Here is a 17,874-nt window from a genome sequence, read left to right on the forward strand (position 1 = left end):
AATTTGTGATGAGTGAACTGATTCAACTGGAAAAACGCGGCCACATTGCGGTATTGACCATCGCCAATCCGCCGGCCAACACCTGGACGGCCGATTCCCTCGCCGCGCTGAAGGCGACCGTGGAAGAGCTCAACGCCGACCGGAACATCTTCGCGCTGGTGGTGACTGGCCAGGGGGAAAAGTTCTTCTCCGCCGGTGCTGACCTGAAAACCTTCGCCGACGGCGACCGGGCTCGCGCCAACGACATGGCGCAACGATTCGGTGAAGCGTTCGCAGCGCTGACGGCGTTCCGTGGCGTATCGATTGCCGCCGTAAACGGTTATGCCATGGGGGGTGGCCTGGAATGTGCCATGGCCTGTGATATCCGGATTGCGGAAGAGCATGCCCAGATGGCTCTGCCGGAGGCCAGCGTTGGCCTGCTGCCCTGTGCCGGCGGCACCCAGAACCTGCCCTGGCTGGTGGGTGAGGGTTGGGCCAAGCGCATGATTCTGTGTGGTGAACGGGTAACCGCCGCCAAGGCCTTGGAAATCGGGTTGGTGGAAGAAGTGGTGCCCACCGGTAACGGCTTGGAAACCGCCCTGAAACTGGCGGAAGGTGCCTGTAAGCAGAGCCCGTCGTCCATCGCCCGCTGCAAGCAACTGGTAATGAGCGCCCGCGACGGCCGCAGCCACAGCGACGGCTGGCGCATGGAGCGTGAATTGTTCGTGGAGCTGTTCCATACCGAAGACCAGAAAGAAGGCGTGAATGCGTTTCTTGAGAAGCGTAAGCCCGACTGGAAAAACCGATAACCCGGATTCGCTATGAGTGATCAACCAATCGTATTTGAAGAATGGAAAACCGCTGATGGTGAGCTGATTGCCGTGGCACGTCTGAACACGCCGCGCAATCTCAACTCACTGTCGATGGATATGATCAGCCTGCTCAAGCCCCAGCTCAGCCGCTGGGCCGAGGATCCCAAGGTTCAGGCTGTCTGGCTGGAAGCCGAGGGCGACAAAGCCTTCTGCGCTGGCGGCGATATCGTCTCGCTGTACCGGGCCATGACCGAGCCGGGCAAACTGGCGGAGGGCGAGCGCTTCTTTAACGAGGAATATGAGCTGGATTACCAGATCCACACCTACCCGAAGCCCATCGTTTGCTGGGGCAACGGCATTGTGATGGGTGGCGGTATTGGTCTGATGGTGGGTGCTTCTCACCGGGTGGTGACCGAATACTCGAAGCTCGCCATGCCGGAAGTCAGCATCGGCCTGTACCCGGATATCGGTGCCGCCTGGTTCCTGAACCGCATGCCCATGCGCACGGGCCTGTTTCTGGGACTGACCGGTGCCCGCATGAACGGCGCCGATGCATTGTTCGTGAACATGGCCGACCGGTTTATCTCCCATGGTCTGAAAGACCAGGTTGTGGATGCCCTGAAAGCGGCGGATTGGCAACGAGCGGAGGCGCAGGCGGTGGTGAGCGCAGTGCTGCGGCAGTTTGAACAGCAGAGCCGTGAGGCCTTACCCGCGTCTCCCGTGCGTGAGCATTTTGAAAACATCCAGCAGGCCACCGATGCGGATTCTCTGGAGCAGGTGGTGGCGCAACTGGACGAGCTGGGGGCTCGGGAAGATTGGCTCGGCAAATCGGTGAAGGGGCTGAAGGCCGCGTCTCCGACCTCCCTGGCCCTGATGTGGCAGCACTACCACCGCAGCCGCCTGCACAGCCTGAAAGAGGTGCTCGACAACGAGTTGGTGATGTCCCACAACAGCCTGAAGAAAGGTGAATTTGCCGAGGGCATACGGGCATTGCTGATCGACAAGGATATGCAGCCCCGCTGGCGCTATGCCTCACTCAGTGAAGTGGACAGCGCCTGGGTTAACGGATTTTTCAGCCAGTAGTCTGCCTTTGTGCAGCGATGACCCGTACAACAACAAGGAGAAGCAACATGGCCAAGATTACCTTTATCGGCCTGGGCAACATGGGTGCGCCAATGGCGGCCAACCTGCTCAAGGCCGGCCACGACGTTACCGTGTTCGATTTGTCCAAGCCAGCAGTTGAGGCCCTGGTGGCTGAAGGTGCCCGCACGGCGGATTCCGGCAAAGCCGCCGCCGAGGGAGCGGAATGCGTGATCACCATGCTGCCGGCCGGCAAGCATGTGGAGGCGGTCTACCTGGGTGACGATGGCCTGCTGGCTGCATTGCCAGCAGGCACGCTGGTGATCGATTCTTCCACGATTGCCCCGGAAACGGCCCGCAACGTCGCCGAACAGGCGGCTGAGCGAAAGCTTGCGTTTATCGATGCCCCGGTATCCGGAGGTGTGGGTGGTGCCAAAGCCGGCACGCTCACCTTCATCTGTGGCGGCGACGCGAGTACCTTCGAGAAAGCCAAGCCGATTCTGGAAGGCATGGGTAAGAATATCTTCCACGCCGGCCCCCATGGTGCCGGGCAGGTGGCCAAGATCTGCAACAACATGCTTTTGGCGATCCTGATGGCCGGCACCAGCGAAGCCCTGGCCCTGGGTGCCAAAAATGGCCTGGACCCTGCCGTACTCTCGGAAATCATGAAACAAAGCTCTGGCGGTAACTGGGCACTGAATGTCTATAACCCCTGGCCGGGGGTGATGGAGGGTGTGCCAGCCTCCCGCGAGTATCAGGGCGGTTTCCTGGTGAACCTGATGGCGAAGGATCTGGGCCTGGCCTTCGACAACGCGGTGACCAATCAGGCGTCGATTCCCATGGGCTCCCTGGCCCGAAACCTGTTCCAGCTGCATGCCGGGCAGGGCAACGGAGAGCTGGATTTCTCCAGCATTCTGCGGCTGTACAAACCGGAGTAAGCAGGGGAGGGCGATGGCAGGTCGCCCTTTCTTTTTAGCCTAAAGTTTACCTTTACGTAAAGTGAAGGCTATGCTAAACCTGACTAAATCTTGTGCAACCAACAACGACAACAAATGGAGTGTACGATGAGCCTACCGCACTACAACGAGGTGTATGACAACTTTGATGCGGCCGCACTGGAAGCGGAAATCCTGGACGGGCGCCTGGACAGTGGCCTGAACGTCTGTCACGAAATCTGTGATAAATGGGCTTCCGACCCGCAAAAGGTTGCGCTGTTTTACGAGAAAGTGGGTGGTGGTGATGGCGTGCTTACCTTCGCAGAGCTGAAAGCAGCCTCGGCCCGCTTTGCCAACTATCTGAAGTCTCATGGTGTCAAAAAGGGTGACCGGGTAGCGGGCCTGCTGCCGCGGGGCCCGGAACTCCTGATCGTGATTGCCGGCACCTTGCGCCTGGGTGCGGTTTACCAGCCGCTGTTTACCGCGTTTGGCTCCGGGGCCATTGAATACCGCCTGGAAAAAGCCGGCACCAAACTGGTGGTCACCGATCCGGACAACTATCCCAAGCTGAACGACGTCAACAACTGCCCGCCGGTGTTGTGCGTGAACGCCGCCGCCACGGGCGAGGACGTTGCAGACTTCCAGCAGGTACTGGACCAGCAGTCAGACCAGTGTGAGCCGGTGATGATCACCGGCAGCGATCCGTTCCTGCAGATGTTCACCTCCGGTACTGTCGGCAAAGCGAAAGGCGTGGCCGTGCCCGCCAAAGCCCTGTTGGCCTTCTATGTGTACATGAAGTACGCCATTGAACTGCGCGACGACGATGTGTTCTGGAATGTGGCTGACCCCGGCTGGGCCTATGGTCTGTACTACGCCGTTACGGGCCCGCTGTTAATGGGCCACGCCACGCATTTCAACCCCAACCCGTTCACCCCCGAATCCACCTACGACATGATCCGCAAGTACAAGATCACCAACCTGGCGGCGGCGCCCACGGCGTATCGGCTGTTGAAAGCCAACGATCAGGTCTTGCCGGAAGGGGAGAATCTGGGGCTGCGGGTGTGCAGCAGTGCGGGTGAACCGCTGAACCCGGAAGTGGTGAACTGGATTGCCCGCCGGCACTTCTGCCCGGTCAAGGATCATTATGGCCAGACAGAAACCGGTATGACCTGCTGCAACTTCCATGGCCTGGAGCACACCATTCGCCAGGGCTCTATGGGGTACTCATCGCCCGGGCATCGGGTGGTGGCGCTGAACGAGAAAAACGAAGAGGTGGGGGCCGGCGAGATTGGCCAGTTGGCGGTGGATATCAAAGCCTCGCCACTGTTCCATTTCGATGGTTACACCTGGGGTGAGAAAGACCCGTTCGTGAACGGCTACTACCTGACCGGTGATATGGTGATCTGCCATGGCGATGGCGGCTATTCTTTCAGTGGCCGGGACGATGACATCATCACCACCGCAGGCTACCGCGTGGGGCCGGCCGATGTCGAAAGTACCTTGCTGGAACACGCCGCTGTTGCCGAATCCGGTGTCGTGGCCAAGCCCGATGAAAAGCGCGGCTCGATCATCAAAGCCTATGTTGTGATCAAAGCTGGCCAGGAGCCGGTGGACGAGCAGGCACTCAAGGAGGAGTTGCAGGAGCTGGTTCGCCGTCGTCTGTCCACCCACGCCTATCCGCGTGAGATCGAATTCGTGGATGAACTGCCGAAAACGCCCAGTGGCAAGATCCAGCGCTTCGTGCTGCGCAACCGGGCCCAGGACGAGGTGCCGGCATGAAAGTGACCTTCGAGGAGCTGAAAGACTTCCTCGAGGTTCAGTTCCCCCAGGGGGCCGCATACGGCTCCCTGGAGGCACTGGGTGACGGCTGGGCGGAAATGACCCTGGCCGTGGAGGATGATCACCTGCGCCCGGGCGGGACCGTATCCGGGCCTGCGATGATGGCGCTGGCGGATGTCACCATGTATGCAGCCTTGCTCAGCCGGATTGGCCTGGTGCCGTTGGCGGTGACGACGAACCTGAACATCAACTTCCTTCGCAAGCCGGTGGCACATGCGCCGATACGGGCACGGGCGACCCTGTTGAAGGTGGGGCGCACCATGGGCGTGGGCGAGGTTTTCGTCTATTCCGATGGCATGGAAGACCCGGTGGCACACTCCACCATGACCTATTCCATACCGCCCGAGAAATAACAAAATTAGTTCTTGACGTTTACGTGCACGTAAATCTAATCTGTGTGCTAGTTGCGAAATACAACAATAACAAAAGGTGAAGTGGCTCATGAGTGAACAGTACGTTCTCGAGACCCGTAACCTGGTCAAGGAATTCAAGGGGTTTGTTGCCGTTAACGACGTCAACCTCCAGATCCGTCAGGGGGATATCCACGCCCTGATCGGCCCCAACGGTGCCGGCAAGACCACCGTATTCAACCTGTTGACCAAGTTCCTGATTCCCACCCGCGGGCAGATTCTGTACCGCGGCGAAGACATCACTCCCCTGAAATCCGCCGCCATTGCCCGTAAAGGCATTGTTCGCTCCTTCCAGATCTCTGCCGTGTTTCCCCACATGACCGCGCTGGAAAACATTCGCGTGGCCCTGCAAACCGCAGAGGGCTCCTCCTACAGCTTCTGGAAATCCGGCAACTCCCTGCACAAGCTCAACGAGCGCTGCATGGAGCTGTTGGAGTCTGTTGGCCTGGCCGAGTTTGCCAATACCACCACGGTAGAGCTGGCGTATGGCCGCAAACGGGCGCTGGAGCTGGCCACCACCCTGGCCATGGAACCCCAGTTGTTGCTGCTGGACGAACCCACCCAGGGCATGGGCTCGGAAGACGTTGACCGCGTTGTGGAACTGGTGCGCAAGGCCGCCCAGGGCCGGACGGTACTGATGGTGGAGCACAACCTGAGCGTGGTCAGCAAACTGTGCGACCGCATCACCGTGCTGGCCCAGGGTGCAGTCTTGACGGAAGGCGATTACCAGACGGTCTCCGCCGACCCGCGTGTGCGCGAGGTGTATATGGGCAGTGATGGCAGTGGCGAGCGGGGGTCACAGGCCGCCGCCAGCGAAAACGTGGAGGCGGCCCAATGAGCAAGAATCCGGACCGCGAATACGAGCAGCTGCGCATTTCCGGCCTGCACGCATTCTATGGCGAATCCCACATTCTGCACGGCATCGACATGGTGGTTCAGCGGGGCGAGCTGGTCACACTGCTCGGCCGAAATGGCGCCGGGCGCAGCACCACGCTGAAAGCCATCATGAACATGGTGGGCCGGCGCACGGGTTCCATCATGATCAACGGCGAAGAAACCATGCAGTGCGCGCCTCATCATATTGCCAGGTTGGGTGTCGGGTATTGCCCCGAGCATCGGGGCATTTTTTCCTCTCTCAGCGTGCAGGAAAACCTCACCCTGCCGCCAGTGGTGCGCAGCGGTGGCATGAGCCTGGAGGAAATCTACACCATGTTCCCCAACCTCTATGAACGCCGCTTCAGCCAGGGCACCAAGCTCTCTGGTGGCGAACAGCAGATGCTGGCCATGGCCCGCATTCTGCGCACCGGCGCCAACATGCTGTTGCTGGATGAAATCACCGAAGGCCTGGCCCCGGTGATCGTGGAGAAACTGGGGGAAGTCCTGATAGCCCTGAAGAACAAGGGCCTGACCATTGTTCTGGTGGAGCAGAATTTCCACTTTGCCGCGCCGTTGGCCGACCGACATTACGTGGTGGAGCACGGCCAGATTGTGGAAGAAATCAGCGCCAACGAACTGAGTGCCAAACAGTCGGTGCTGGATGGCTATTTGGGGGTCTGACCCCGGATAGAACGAGAGTAATAAGAGCAACAACAACCCGAACCAACGCAAGACAGTAGCGGAGAAACAACAATGACAATGATGAAAAAGCTTCTGACCTCAGCCGTTGCATCAGCTCTGATGGCCAGTGGTGCCCAAGCGGCAATCTCGGACAACACCGTAAAAATTGGCTACCTGGCCGACATGTCCGGTACCTATCGAGACCTGGCCGGCCCCAATGGCCTGACTGCCCTGGAAATGGCGATCAAGGATTTTGGCGGCACCGTCAATGGCGCCAAGATTGAAGTGGTGAGTGCCGACGACCGCAATAGCCCGGACACGTCTTCCAGCACCGTTCGCCGCTGGGTGGAAAACGACAAGGTGGATATGGTGGCGGGTATGGTGGCTTCATCGGTGTCCATCGCCGTGAGCAAGATTCTGGAAGAAAACGACCGGCTGGGCATTGTTTCCGGCTCTGCCGCTTCCAGCATCACCAACGAACACTGTACGCCCAACCATATTCACTATGTGTACGACACCTACCCGCTGGCCAATGGTACGGCCAGCGCTGTGGTGAAGGAAGGCGGCAAGACCTGGTATCTGCTGACCGCCGACTACGCCTTCGGCCACGCCCTGGAAGCCGACGTTACCCGAGTTGTTGAGGCCAACGGCGGCGAGATTGTGGGCAGCGTGCGCCATCCGTTCCCGACCCAGGATTTCTCTTCCTTCATCCTCCAGGCCCAGGCCTCGGGAGCGGATGTGGTCGGCCTGGCGAATGCCGGTGCGGACACCACCAACGCCATCACCACCGCCAGTGAGTTCGGGGTAACCCAGGCGGGCCAGACATTGGCGGCTTTGTTGCTGTTCCTTACCGACGTCCATGCCCTCGGTGCGGAAACCGCGCAAGGCATCCAGCTGACGACCGGCTGGTACTGGGACATGAACGACGAAACCCGCGAGTGGTCTGATCGCTTCATGAAAGAAACCGGTGTGCGCCCGACCATGGTTCATGCCGGCATTTACTCCAGCACCATGCAATACCTGAATGCGGTGGCTGCCACCGGCTCGGATGATGCCCAGACCGTGCGCAAGCAGATGATGGATACACCCATTAACGACATGTTTGCAAAGAACGGCAAAATCCGGGTAGACGGCCGTATGGTGCATGACATGTACCTGGCGGAAGTGAAAACTCCGGCTGAGTCCAAGAATGAATGGGATCTGTACAAGATCCTGCGGACGATTCCGGCGGATGAAGCCTACCGCCCGCTCTCCGAGAGCAAGTGCAAGCTGGTGAACTAAGCAACGGGAATTACCCGGTGCCCGGTCTCCAAGCGCGACCGGCGCCGGGTACCCGCCCGGACGAACACCCCAACAAAAACAACGTCTGCGCTGCTTGTGGAGTTAGCAACATGACCATGATTTTCGGCGTCCCCCTTGCTGTGCTGTCTGGCCAGCTGCTGATCGGGATTATCAACGGCGCCTTCTACGCCCTGTTAAGCCTTGGCCTCGCGGTTATCTTCGGTCTGCTGAAGATCATCAACTTCGCCCATGGCGCCATGTACATGCTCGGTGCCCTGGTCACCGTGGTTCTGTTTGACCTGCTGGGCGTCAATTACTGGGTCGCGCTCTTCGTCGCTCCCGTACTGGTTGGCGCTTTCGGTATGCTCATCGAATATTTCCTGCTCCGGCGCATTGCCGGCCAGGATCATATCTACAGCCTGCTGCTCACCTTCGGGGTGGCCCTGATCATCCAGGGCGTGCTCACCAATATCTACGGCGTGTCCGGGCTTCGATATTCCATGCCGGACATGTTCAAAGGCGGCATCAACCTCGGCTTCATGTTCCTGCCGTACTACCGGGCCTGGGTCATCGTAGTGGCCCTGCTGGTGTGTTTCGGTACCTGGTTCATCATCGAGAAAACCAAACTGGGCTCCTACCTCCGGGCAGGCACAGAAGACTCACAGCTCATGCAGGGCTTCGGCATTAACGTACCCTTGCTGGTGAGCCTGACCTACGGATTCGGCGTCATGCTGGCGGCGTTCGCCGGTGTGCTGGCGGCACCCATATATTCGGTAACTCCGGTGATGGGGTCCAACATTCTCATCGTGGTCTTTGCGGTGGTGGTGATCGGGGGCATGGGCTCCATTGGCGGGGCCATAATCACGGGCATCCTGATGGGCGTGATCGAAGGCCTCACCAAAACGTTTTACCCGCCGGCGTCTTCGGCCGTTATCTTCCTGGTGATGGTCCTGGTGCTGATGATCCGACCCACCGGCCTGTTCGGTAAGGAGGCATAATCATGAACCAGCCTGTTAATCCTGCCGATATCCACAAGGCCATTGTCGAGCAGCAAAAGATCCAGGACCGCAAGAAACTGATGGTGAACGGCGTGCTGCTGCTGTTGTTGCTGGCCGCGCCCTTCGTGATGTACCCGGTCTTCCTGATGAAGATCCTGTGTTTTGCCTTGTTTGCGGTGGCCTTCAACCTGCTGTTCGGCTTTACCGGTTTGCTGTCCTTCGGCCATGCGGCCTTCCTGGCCACCGGAGGTTACACCACGGGCTACCTGCTCAGTAATTTCTCCGGCCTGACCACCGAGATGGGCATCATTGCCGGTACCGCCACGGCCACCCTGTTGGGACTGGCCTTTGCGTTACTGTCGATCCGCCGGCAAGGCATCTACTTTGCCATGGTGACCCTGGCGCTGGCACAGCTGGTGTTCTTCTTCTTTGTGCAGTCGGAATTCACCGGCGGCGAAGACGGCATGCACGGCATCCCCCGGGGCGAGCTGTTTGGTCTGATTAACCTCGAAGACAACCTCAACATGTACTACTTCGTGCTGGTGGTGTTTATCGCCTGTTACCTGCTGGTGCAGCGCATTGTCAGCAGCCCGTACGGGCAGATCCTGAAAGCCATCAAGCAGAACGAACCGCGGGCGGTCTCGCTGGGTTACAACGTGGATCGCTACAAGATCCTGGCCTTTGTGATCTCCGCCGCGCTGGCGGGCCTGGCAGGTTCCATGAAATCCGTGGTGTTCCAGTTGGCGTCTCTCAATGATGCCCATTGGCATATGTCGGGCGAGGTCATCCTGATGACCCTGGTGGGCGGCATGGGTACGCTGCTTGGGCCGGTGGTGGGCGCCACCTTTGTGGTGAACATTGAATACCAGCTGTCCCAGGGACCACTGCGCGACTGGGTAGACCCGATCCTCGGCGGCATCTTTGTGCTGACGGTACTGGCCTTCCGCAGCGGGATTGTGGGCGAGCTGCAGAAATTCATGCGCAAGAACCTGGGATGAGTTACGGGGGCGGCAGCCCCCAGTCCTGTTCGGCCAACGCCTGCGCGATAGCGCGGTAGCCCTTGTCGCTCGGGTGGTAGCCGTCCCGGGCGAGCAGGGCAGGGTCTGACACCGTGGGATAACCCAGATACCGGAAATCTTCCGGGTTCCTTGCCGCAAGCACCTGATACACCCTGTCCAACTGCCGCGCCCGCCACCCCATGACCTGACGCAGGGGCGCCGGCAAGGCCGAGAATTTGTCCATGGGCGGCACGCTGAGCAAGGTAATTGGTGCCTGATACCGGGTTGCCAGGTTTTCGCGGAGCTGAATCAGTTGCCGGCGAAACCTGAACCGGGGAGTGAAACCGGTGGTGTCGTTTACCCCCATGCTCAGTAATACCGCATCTGCCGGCGGCAAGTCGGCCGAGCCCAGCGCATCAAGCAGCGCACCCAGCCGAATACCATTCACCCCGAAGGTGTACCAGCCAATACAGAGCCCGGTGCGTTGATGTAACTGCAACGCCAACTGGCTTGCCAGACCCTGGGCGTGGCTTTCAACCCCCACGCCCGCCGCAGTGGACTCGCCCAGCACCAGCAACCGAAAAACGGGCTCTCCCTCGCCGTACTGGCCTGCGCAATCCCCAGTAGCCTCTGGCAACCGCGGTGTTACCCGCCGGGTGCGCTTGCCCTGATAGAGCAACACCGGAAACAGCAAAGCCGTAGTCAGCCAGAAAGGCGCCTGCATAAAGGAGTCTCCATTAGCGAGGGTAAAGCCCAAGTATTGCAGGATTCCCCCATGCCAAACCAGCCAGAAACAACATAAAGCCTGGAGTTATACGAACGCGTTCGCAAAACTCCGGGAAGGTACCGGGAAATGTTGCTAACCTTCTGATAAGTTTGAAAAGGAATATCGGGGCGTGCGGAGTTATACGCCCCCAATCTGGGGCAGGGGTGGCTCGAACACGGGCGTATAACTCCGGCGGTAGCCGTGGTGGGTTCAGGTAATTTGCTGATTTTATTGGTGAAGCTTGGGTTTGTTAGGGCCGAGATTTTTGGAGTTATACGAATGTGTGTTATACGAACGCGTTCGTATAATTAGCTGTTAAATGCCGGTGATAGCCAGGTCCAGAGCCCCAACAATCTGGTCTCTGAAATGTGAGAGGGAACCAATGGGGCTCTTGAGGTGTTTTTCGGGCACGGAGGAAATTTGCGGAGTTAATAGCAACAACTCCTGATCCGCAAAGCTGATTTCCGGAGTGAGCCCTTGCATGGCTTCGCCACCGAAGGCAGAACGTTTGCCCAAAGGGATAACAATGCGAGTTGCCAAATCGTTCAGGAGGCTGCTCTGAATATCCACCAGGTAAGGGTAGTGAGCCTTGCTGACTTTGCTCGGGTTGGGGTACACATCGAACTGTGCCATCAGAACTCCCTGAATTCGTCGCCGAAGCATCCATGTTGTTCGACGAAATCGTTGTAACTTTTTATGGCAGCGCGATTTTTTTCAACCCATTGTGCGGCTTCGCGTTTCGAAAGCTCTTCTTTCAGAGCTCGTTCCAGGGTGGCAGACAAATTAATGTTCAGTTCCCGGGTTTTACGCAGCAGATCGCTGTTGATTGAGAGGTTCGCTGCTTTTTTGGGGGCGGCTGAATTATAGAGCTCGGCCATGAGGGCCTCCGAGAAGATCTAGAATACACAGCCTGATCGTATGCGTATCACTATGCGCATGCAAGCATTTAACCAATGGCTGTTGTCGGACGCGCCTGCGCTGGCGCTCCGGCACGCCGCAAAGCCAAGCGTTAAATTTTTTGCCGCACCCTCGTAGACTATGTTGTAATACATTGTAGTAGCCAAACTCGAGGGTATAGTCATGAGCGTCACCACGGTTCGCCTTCAAGCAGAAGTTGAACAGCACCTGGAAGCAATTGCTGGCAGGTTGCACCGGAGCAAAGGTTGGGTAATTAACCAAGCATTATCGGAGTACATAGAAAAGCAGCAGCTGGAGCAAGAGCGCTGGAAACAGACCTTAGAAGCAATGGAGTCCGCTGCACAAGGCAAGGTTGTTGATGCCCGCGAGGTTCACAGCTGGCTTAATAGTTGGGGAACCGACAACGAGCAGGATGCACCGAGGTCAGGTAAGTGAAACTGGTTTACACGGACGAAGCCATTGAAGATTTACAGCGCCTCAGGGAGTTCATTGCAGTCCACAATCCTTCGGCGGCAGCCCGGATCGCCACCGAACTGGTTGGCAAAATCGAATTGCTTCCTGATTTTCCCAAGATGGGCACACCAGTTGAAATGGCACCGGTGCCTGACTCTGTTCGAGATATGGTCTTCGGGAAATATGTCGTTCGATATTCGCTCCATCCCAGTGCCATCATCATTCTCCGGGTATGGCATGGCCTTGAAGGTGAGCGGTAGTAATTTAACCAGGCGCGTCACTCGGATGCCTTTGTCTCCGCTGCGCTGCGACAAAGGCACCGGTGCGCTTCAGCGTTAGATTTTGAGGAGAACCTATGAAAATCAAAGTGTTTTTGGCTATTTTGGTGCTCAGTATGGTGACAGGCTGCGCTACAACGGCCAATTATGAAAAAATATTAGATAGTTGGGTTGGCGCAGATGCAAACCGGCTCGTCAGCTCTTGGGGCTATCCTCAGAGCTCTTTCGAAGCACCGAATGGAAACATTGTATATGTTTACGGGAGTTCCGGTAGTTATACGATGCCGACTCAAACCAACACGACTTATAACGTTATTGGCAATACTGTCTATGGAAACTCAACCACAACTGGTGGCCAAACCCTAAATTTTTGGTGCAGAACATACTTTGAGGTCAATGATTCCAAGCGGATTGTTACTTGGCGCTGGGAAGGCAACAACTGCAAAGCTCGGTAAGTTGAGGTCAAATCTGGTTGAAGGTTCCAATTATTTAAAAGACGGACTTTTTTGATGAATTACAAAAGAATGTTGCTTTGGGCGTTAGTCCTACCCTTGGTTTTCACGGCCCAAGCTAATGCAGATGGCAACGAGCTTCTTCAAAAGTGCAATAAAGCGGTCCAATTTATGGATAATCCTCCTCAAAATCCAGACTTTGGGTCGATCGGTTTTTGCCTCGGAATGATGCAAGGAATCACGAATTTGAATTCGGTCTATGAAGTTAGATTGTCTGAAGAGGCTCTTTTCTGCGGACCTGAGGATGGCATAAACAATGGCCAAGCGACACGGATAGTTGTTAAGTATCTGAAGGATAATCCCCAGGCACTGCATCAACACGAAGGGGTACTTGCTATTGCTGCATTCATGGATGCATACCCCTGCGAGTAGGCAAAACAATCTAACAAAGCCAGGCACGGCGACGTCTACTACATTGCGGCTTCGCCTCCATTCCGTAGCCGCGCATGCTGGCCGGCGTTAGTTGGTAGTGCATTGTCCCTTGTGGGTGGCTGGGTTCTAAGGCCTTGGCCGAAAGCTGGCAGTAAAGCCGGACGGTTTATTGCTCTGCCAAGGCCCGATAAATTGTCGCCTTGCTGGCAGCCCAACTGGCTATCGGTAGTGGTTTAAAATTTGGCGTTGGCCGTGTGGGGCTGTCCGCCGGTAAACGGTTCCTTGCTTACTTGCTACTCTGATGTTCAGGTTCATCCACCGCATCGTTGGCGGTGGTTTCAATAATGATGCACCGGCGAATTTGGGTGCAAGGGCAGCGGTGTAGGCTGCGATGTTGGTTGCCAGGGATTGGGCTTTATTGATGCCCCCAACTAACCAGTCGCTGTAGTACGTTCCCGGCCCAAGGGCCGTCCACCGGATGCCCTTGTCAGGGCACCGCTAAGCTCAGCGTTAGCACCTCAGGTCCGACGGCTGTCGTTCACGTCGTCCGCAAGCCAAGCCTTGATTAGTGATTGATAAGGCATGTCCCGCTTGTTGGCTTCGATTTTGATCCGATCAAGCAAGGTTTCCGGCAACCGGAGTGAGATCGTCTTGGTTGAGGGTTTAAGCTTCGGGAACGATGCCGGCTTGACCTGACTCCAATCCAGGTAATCTGTGGAGTCGTGGGTTTCCCAGAACTCTCGCTCTTCTGCTTCAGTTTTAAATTCAGGCATCTTTTTTAGCTTGCTCATAAACAGCCCTCTCTTTACGGTGCATGTCGCGAGCGGAAATCACTCTGATCAGCGTACCGTTCTGCCTTAGTGTGAACGTAATGTGGAGCAGTCTCTCATCATCCGTTACACCAAGGGCATGAAAACGGGCCTCAGTCTGGCTGTGCTTGGAGTCATCCAGCACCAGAAGCGGCTCGTTAAAGAAAATTTCTTCCGCTTCGGACTGGTTTACGCCGTGTTTCTCCGCGTTCTTGCGGGAGTTGCCTTCGTCCCAGTCAAAGCCAGTAACTTGTGCCCAATTGATCATAAAAGTATATTACCAGCATATACGTAGTCGTCAACAAGTGCTAACCAATGCAGGCACGGCGACGCCCTTTACATTGCGCCTTCGGCTCCATTTCAAGGGCGCGCATGCTGCAGGCGTTATGAATACTGATTGGGAGTAAAGTTTGAAAAAAGAGGACAGTTTCGGAAACCTCTATAAGAAGGTGGATGCTACGTCGAAAACGCGGTTCCATGCATCGAGGCGTTTAAAGCTACATAGTAAATTATCAACGCATACGGTAGTCATCATATCACTGGGTTTGATATTGATATCTCTCATGCAAGCTTACGAGTTGGGGAGAAATATCAGTAGCGATTTGGTTGCTCTCGTTCAGGTGTTTTCTGCCATTGCAGTACTGGTTTATTCTCTACTGATAGAGCGAAACGATTACTCGAATCTGTCGGAGAAAATGTATTCGTGTGCTGCAAAGTTGGGTGAGCTAAAGCAAAAAATTTACCCACATCTTGGCCAGAGTTTCGATGCTGAGGCATATGATAAATTGAGGAATGAGTACCACTCGGTTCTCAAACTTTTTGAAACGCATTCGAACAGTGATTTTAGGGCAGACTACTTTAGAGCTAAGCTTGAAATGCCTGAAAACTATGACATTAAGGGCGGCGAGTGGTGGAAAACGCAAGCTTCGATAATCCTTTCGCATGCGTTGAGTTTCTCATCTTACATTGTCGTGATAGGTACTTTACTGCTAGTCATTCTTTGGATATGGATCGGCGGCGGTCCAGATATTTCATAACAAGACCAGTCACGGCGACGCCTACTACATTGCGGCTTCGCCTCCATTCCGTAGCCGCGCATGCTGGCTGGCGTTAGAGGTAAATTCATTGGAGGACAGTCATGACTGGACCAAAGTACTTTTACCTGAACATCTACAAACATACAGGCGGATACACAATAAGCCATTACCATGCTACTCGCGCAGAAGCAGATGTAGCCGCGAAGCAGAGAACCGATCGGATATCCTGCTTGCGTGTTGAATTTCGTGATGGCCAGCTTGATCCAGATGAGAGCATTTTTGTTAATGTCCTTGAGTATGCAGATACCTATACGTTGAGCCAGGGGCTGCATCAAAGCCGCAAAGAGGCAGACGCCGCTCAGACTCGATCAAGCAAAAGAGTTGCCTGCGTTCGAGTACCACTGGTTAGCGGCCGATTCGATCCTTGACTGTACAAGTCTCTAACCAGTTGTTGCAGTTTGTTCCGGGCCTGAAGGCCCTCCACCGGACGCCCTTTTCTCCGCTTCGCTGCAAAAAGGTCGCCGCTGAACAAAAGCGTTATTGGCCCGGCATTCGTGAGTTTTTAGCAGGTGGGGTGCAAAGGCCTTGGCACCGGGATTGGTTGCAAGCCCGCTCACTCTGGTGATCGCCAAGGCCGGAAAATTCGCTGTCTGGTTTGGTTGCCACAATGGTCAGCGGTGTTGGTATTCATGGTGTGCCCCAGTCGTGGGGCCGTCCGTCTTAAACGGTAATCGGGCCGGTAGCCTTTGCGTTCTGGTTTCTTTCGTCATTCGTCGAGTTGGTGCAAATTGTCCGGGAGAAGGCATGCGGCCTTTGATTCCAGACTTAACCACGGTGGTGAACGGCCATTAACCAGGCGGTCAACCGGACGCCAAAAGCGTACCGCTTTTGGTTCCCTCCGCTGCGCTCCGGCGCCGGTTACCTTAGCGTTATGCCCTATGGAGAGTTCTGAGCTAAATGGATACGTCTGAGCTTTTCGAGCTTTTTGGAAAGAACATTGATTCCCAGGAAGTACATTCGTTCTTGGAAAAGCATCCGTCTTTTAAAGTTGGCGATCCGGACTATGGGCGCCAATACGTCGAATCAAAGAGCGATGGTGTAGATCTGTTATTTGAGCCAGATGATGGCCCACAGGGTGGAAAGACCAAACATCTCAGAAATTGCCAAACCATATTCCTGTATGCACAAGGCAAGGATGAGCATGAGAAATACCCAGGTGAGGTTCCGTTGGGCTTCAGCTTTTCGGACTCACGAGCAGACCTTATCAACAAAGCTGCTCCAGAAAGGACATGGAAGATTGGGCAGGGTGAAGTTGATGTTACATTCCCTAATCCGAATCATGACCGTTGGGATTTGGGGGATAAGCTAATATCGGCTCACTACAGCAAGAAAACGGGTTCGATTATGTATTTCATAGTTACCCGAAAAAAGGCATAACCAGGCCATGCACCGGATGCCAAATCCTCCGCTTCGCTCCTGTTTTGCCACCGGTGATGGCGGGCGTTATACACAAGGAATGTTCATAGATCATGGCAAGGAATCGTGGCCAAGGTGGGCCGATTGAAACAAGGTTGATCAGCCTTTTTGCATCGCTATTTTTCTCTATCCCAACGGCAGTATTCGTTTGGCTCTGGGTCAATTTGGAATTGGCCGTCTACTGGGACGGCTTTCTCAGCAGTCGTTACCTCATTTCCTGTATCTTGGTTTTTGCTGTGTTGGCGTTGCTGCTCCCGAAACTGTTTCCGTCTATTCTCGGGGGTGTCTGGCGCGGTATAGCCAAGGTTTGGCATTGGTGGGGGTGGTAGCCTTATGTATAACCAATCGTTCAAGTTCGCTACCGGCCTGGCGGCCGTCCGCCGGACGCCTACTACGCTGCGCTCCGCAGGCGCCGCTTAACATTCAGCGTTAAATTGAGGTGAGCAACCGTGTACTTCGCTGATGAGCTATCCCGAAAATTCCGGACTCGTCGCAGGGCATTTAGTCTAAGCTCCGTATTGGTTGCTCTAGCCAGCTTTTTCATTTTGGGTGTCATTAATCCCGATAGGGATGCAGAACTTGGGTTGCCGGAATTCGGTCTCCTCATTGCTGTGGTCGCAATAATCTATGTTCTAAAAAGAATTTTTTGGCGTTGCCCTGCATGTGGGTCTGCACTGCAAATGGGCGGACTGACAGTATTCGACCTCAAAAGGTCTGACAAAGTGCGCTGCCCAGGCTGTGGCGTAACCTTGGAATAAATTTAACCATTAGTTCCAGTACGTTTCGGGCCTGCCGGCCCTCCACCGGATGCCCTTTTCGCTGCGCTGCAAGGGCACCGCTGAACAAAAGCGTTAATGGCCAGGCACTTGTAGGTTTTTGGCTGGTGCCGTGCAAAGGCCTTGGCATCGGGATTGGTTGCAGTGCCAGCTCACTTTGGTGATGGCCAAGGCCGGAAAGTTCGCCGTCTGGTTTGGTTGCCAAAGTGGTCAGCGGTGTTGGTATTCATGGCGTGCCCCAGTCATGGGGCCGTCCGTCTCAAACGGTTATCGGGCTGGCAGCTTTTGCGTTCTGGTTCCTTTCGCCATCCGTCGAATTGGTGCAATCTGTCCGGGAGAGGGTATGCGGCACTTGGTTTTGGCTCAACCACGGTGGTGAACGGCCATTAACAAGGCGGTCAACCGGACGCCAAAAGCGTACCGCTTTTGGTTCCCTCCGCTGCGCTCCGGCGCCGGTTACCATCAGCGTTGAACTAAACCGCTCCGCGGTAGCGGTGATACTGAGAATCTCCCCGGAATGGAGGTGATTGGAGGATACTTTTGAATGGCCCAAGTGGGCTTTTCAAAGAGGAGATGCCGCCATGACCC

General features: G+C 55.9%; 21 protein-coding genes. 16 read left to right on the forward strand and 5 right to left on the reverse strand.

The genetic code is table 11. From position 1 onward, the window contains the following. Window positions 1-8 precede the first annotated feature (8 nt). The 10 genes from QPL98_RS18095 (at window position 9) to QPL98_RS18140 (ending at window position 9,889) form a co-directional block, all read left to right on the forward strand. Window positions 9-788 carry an enoyl-CoA hydratase gene (locus QPL98_RS18095; RefSeq protein WP_206856341.1) on the forward strand — a complete coding sequence of 260 codons (780 nt, stop codon included), beginning with the start codon at window positions 9-11 and terminating at the stop codon, window positions 786-788. A 12-nt stretch (window positions 789-800) separates the two neighbouring features. After that, entirely contained in the window at window positions 801-1,874 is a 1,074-nt protein-coding gene (locus QPL98_RS18100; protein ID WP_303293739.1) for an enoyl-CoA hydratase/isomerase family protein, read from the forward strand. Window positions 1,875-1,921: 47 nt separating this feature from the next. Next, on the forward strand, window positions 1,922-2,809 hold the full coding sequence (gene mmsB / locus QPL98_RS18105; RefSeq protein ID WP_206856345.1) for a 3-hydroxyisobutyrate dehydrogenase: 888 nt from the start codon (window positions 1,922-1,924) through the stop codon (window positions 2,807-2,809). A 126-nt stretch (window positions 2,810-2,935) separates the two neighbouring features. Next, the gene (locus tag QPL98_RS18110) at window positions 2,936-4,585 is read left to right on the forward strand and encodes an AMP-binding protein (protein WP_222448310.1); all 1,650 of its coding nucleotides are present in this window, start codon (window positions 2,936-2,938) and stop codon (window positions 4,583-4,585) included. Beyond that, a complete protein-coding gene (locus QPL98_RS18115) occupies window positions 4,582-4,998 on the forward strand; it encodes a PaaI family thioesterase (RefSeq protein WP_014420869.1) in 417 nt (138 codons plus the stop codon). Before QPL98_RS18110 ends, QPL98_RS18115 begins: the two co-directional genes overlap by 4 nt. Window positions 4,999-5,086: 88 nt before the next feature. Beyond that, window positions 5,087-5,893, forward strand: coding sequence for an ABC transporter ATP-binding protein (locus tag QPL98_RS18120; RefSeq protein ID WP_014420870.1), 807 nt, complete (start codon window positions 5,087-5,089; stop codon window positions 5,891-5,893). Further along, window positions 5,890-6,612: an ABC transporter ATP-binding protein gene (locus QPL98_RS18125; protein ID WP_014420871.1), complete on the forward strand. Its 723-nt coding sequence runs from the start codon at window positions 5,890-5,892 to the stop codon at window positions 6,610-6,612. Before QPL98_RS18120 ends, QPL98_RS18125 begins: the two co-directional genes overlap by 4 nt. A gap of 72 nt (window positions 6,613-6,684) precedes the next feature. After that, the gene (locus tag QPL98_RS18130) at window positions 6,685-7,893 is read left to right on the forward strand and encodes an ABC transporter substrate-binding protein (protein ID WP_303293740.1); all 1,209 of its coding nucleotides are present in this window, start codon (window positions 6,685-6,687) and stop codon (window positions 7,891-7,893) included. A 110-nt stretch (window positions 7,894-8,003) separates the two neighbouring features. Then, the gene (locus QPL98_RS18135) at window positions 8,004-8,891 is read left to right on the forward strand and encodes a branched-chain amino acid ABC transporter permease (RefSeq protein WP_014420873.1); all 888 of its coding nucleotides are present in this window, start codon (window positions 8,004-8,006) and stop codon (window positions 8,889-8,891) included. A 2-nt stretch (window positions 8,892-8,893) separates the two neighbouring features. Continuing rightward, window positions 8,894-9,889 carry a branched-chain amino acid ABC transporter permease gene (locus tag QPL98_RS18140; protein ID WP_113878808.1) on the forward strand — a complete coding sequence of 332 codons (996 nt, stop codon included), beginning with the start codon at window positions 8,894-8,896 and terminating at the stop codon, window positions 9,887-9,889. A 1-nt stretch (window position 9,890) separates the two neighbouring features. Here the strand turns inward: QPL98_RS18140 and QPL98_RS18145 are convergent, their stop codons facing one another. The 3 genes from QPL98_RS18145 to QPL98_RS18155 form a co-directional block, all read right to left on the reverse strand. After that, on the reverse strand, window positions 9,891-10,613 hold the full coding sequence (locus tag QPL98_RS18145) for an SGNH/GDSL hydrolase family protein (protein WP_303293741.1): 723 nt from the start codon (window positions 10,611-10,613) through the stop codon (window positions 9,891-9,893). A gap of 357 nt (window positions 10,614-10,970) precedes the next feature. Further along, window positions 10,971-11,288, reverse strand: a complete 318-nt coding sequence (locus QPL98_RS18150; protein ID WP_113879946.1) for a CcdB family protein — start codon at window positions 11,286-11,288, stop codon at window positions 10,971-10,973. After that, complete coding sequence (locus tag QPL98_RS18155) at window positions 11,288-11,533, reverse strand: type II toxin-antitoxin system CcdA family antitoxin (RefSeq protein WP_113879945.1); 246 nt, start codon at window positions 11,531-11,533, stop codon at window positions 11,288-11,290. The genes QPL98_RS18150 and QPL98_RS18155 overlap by 1 nt, the downstream gene beginning before the upstream one ends. Window positions 11,534-11,735: 202 nt before the next feature. Here QPL98_RS18155 and QPL98_RS18160 point away from each other — a divergent pair, with 202 nt between their 5' ends. The 4 genes from QPL98_RS18160 (at window position 11,736) to QPL98_RS18175 (ending at window position 13,188) form a co-directional block, all read left to right on the forward strand. Continuing rightward, window positions 11,736-12,008: a CopG family ribbon-helix-helix protein gene (locus tag QPL98_RS18160; RefSeq protein WP_022989998.1), complete on the forward strand. Its 273-nt coding sequence runs from the start codon at window positions 11,736-11,738 to the stop codon at window positions 12,006-12,008. Continuing rightward, complete coding sequence (locus QPL98_RS18165) at window positions 12,005-12,286, forward strand: type II toxin-antitoxin system RelE/ParE family toxin (RefSeq protein ID WP_023012028.1); 282 nt, start codon at window positions 12,005-12,007, stop codon at window positions 12,284-12,286. The genes QPL98_RS18160 and QPL98_RS18165 overlap by 4 nt, the downstream gene beginning before the upstream one ends. Window positions 12,287-12,381: 95 nt before the next feature. Continuing rightward, window positions 12,382-12,759: a hypothetical protein gene (locus tag QPL98_RS18170; protein ID WP_303293742.1), complete on the forward strand. Its 378-nt coding sequence runs from the start codon at window positions 12,382-12,384 to the stop codon at window positions 12,757-12,759. Between the two features lie 54 nt (window positions 12,760-12,813). Beyond that, the gene (locus QPL98_RS18175) at window positions 12,814-13,188 is read left to right on the forward strand and encodes a Rap1a/Tai family immunity protein (RefSeq protein ID WP_303293743.1); all 375 of its coding nucleotides are present in this window, start codon (window positions 12,814-12,816) and stop codon (window positions 13,186-13,188) included. A 518-nt stretch (window positions 13,189-13,706) separates the two neighbouring features. Here the strand turns inward: QPL98_RS18175 and QPL98_RS18180 are convergent. Beyond that, window positions 13,707-13,979 carry a BrnA antitoxin family protein gene (locus QPL98_RS18180; protein ID WP_303293744.1) on the reverse strand — a complete coding sequence of 91 codons (273 nt, stop codon included), beginning with the start codon at window positions 13,977-13,979 and terminating at the stop codon, window positions 13,707-13,709. Continuing rightward, window positions 13,954-14,265, reverse strand: a complete 312-nt coding sequence (locus tag QPL98_RS18185; RefSeq protein WP_027830483.1) for a BrnT family toxin — start codon at window positions 14,263-14,265, stop codon at window positions 13,954-13,956. Before QPL98_RS18185 ends, QPL98_RS18180 begins: the two co-directional genes overlap by 26 nt. 142 nt (window positions 14,266-14,407) lie before the next feature. On the opposite strand from QPL98_RS18185, the gene QPL98_RS18190 reads away from it, so the two are divergent. Together QPL98_RS18190 and QPL98_RS18195 are read left to right on the forward strand one after the other, a co-directional pair. After that, window positions 14,408-15,034: an SLATT domain-containing protein gene (locus QPL98_RS18190; protein WP_303293745.1), complete on the forward strand. Its 627-nt coding sequence runs from the start codon at window positions 14,408-14,410 to the stop codon at window positions 15,032-15,034. Between the two features lie 957 nt (window positions 15,035-15,991). Continuing rightward, window positions 15,992-16,471, forward strand: a complete 480-nt coding sequence (locus QPL98_RS18195; RefSeq protein ID WP_183580603.1) for a hypothetical protein — start codon at window positions 15,992-15,994, stop codon at window positions 16,469-16,471. Window positions 16,472-17,874 lie beyond the last annotated feature (1,403 nt).

Origin of the sequence: Marinobacter sp. ST-43, from assembly GCF_030541085.1 — a bacterium.
In the GTDB taxonomy this organism is placed as follows: Bacteria; Pseudomonadota; Gammaproteobacteria; order Pseudomonadales; family Oleiphilaceae; genus Marinobacter; species Marinobacter nauticus.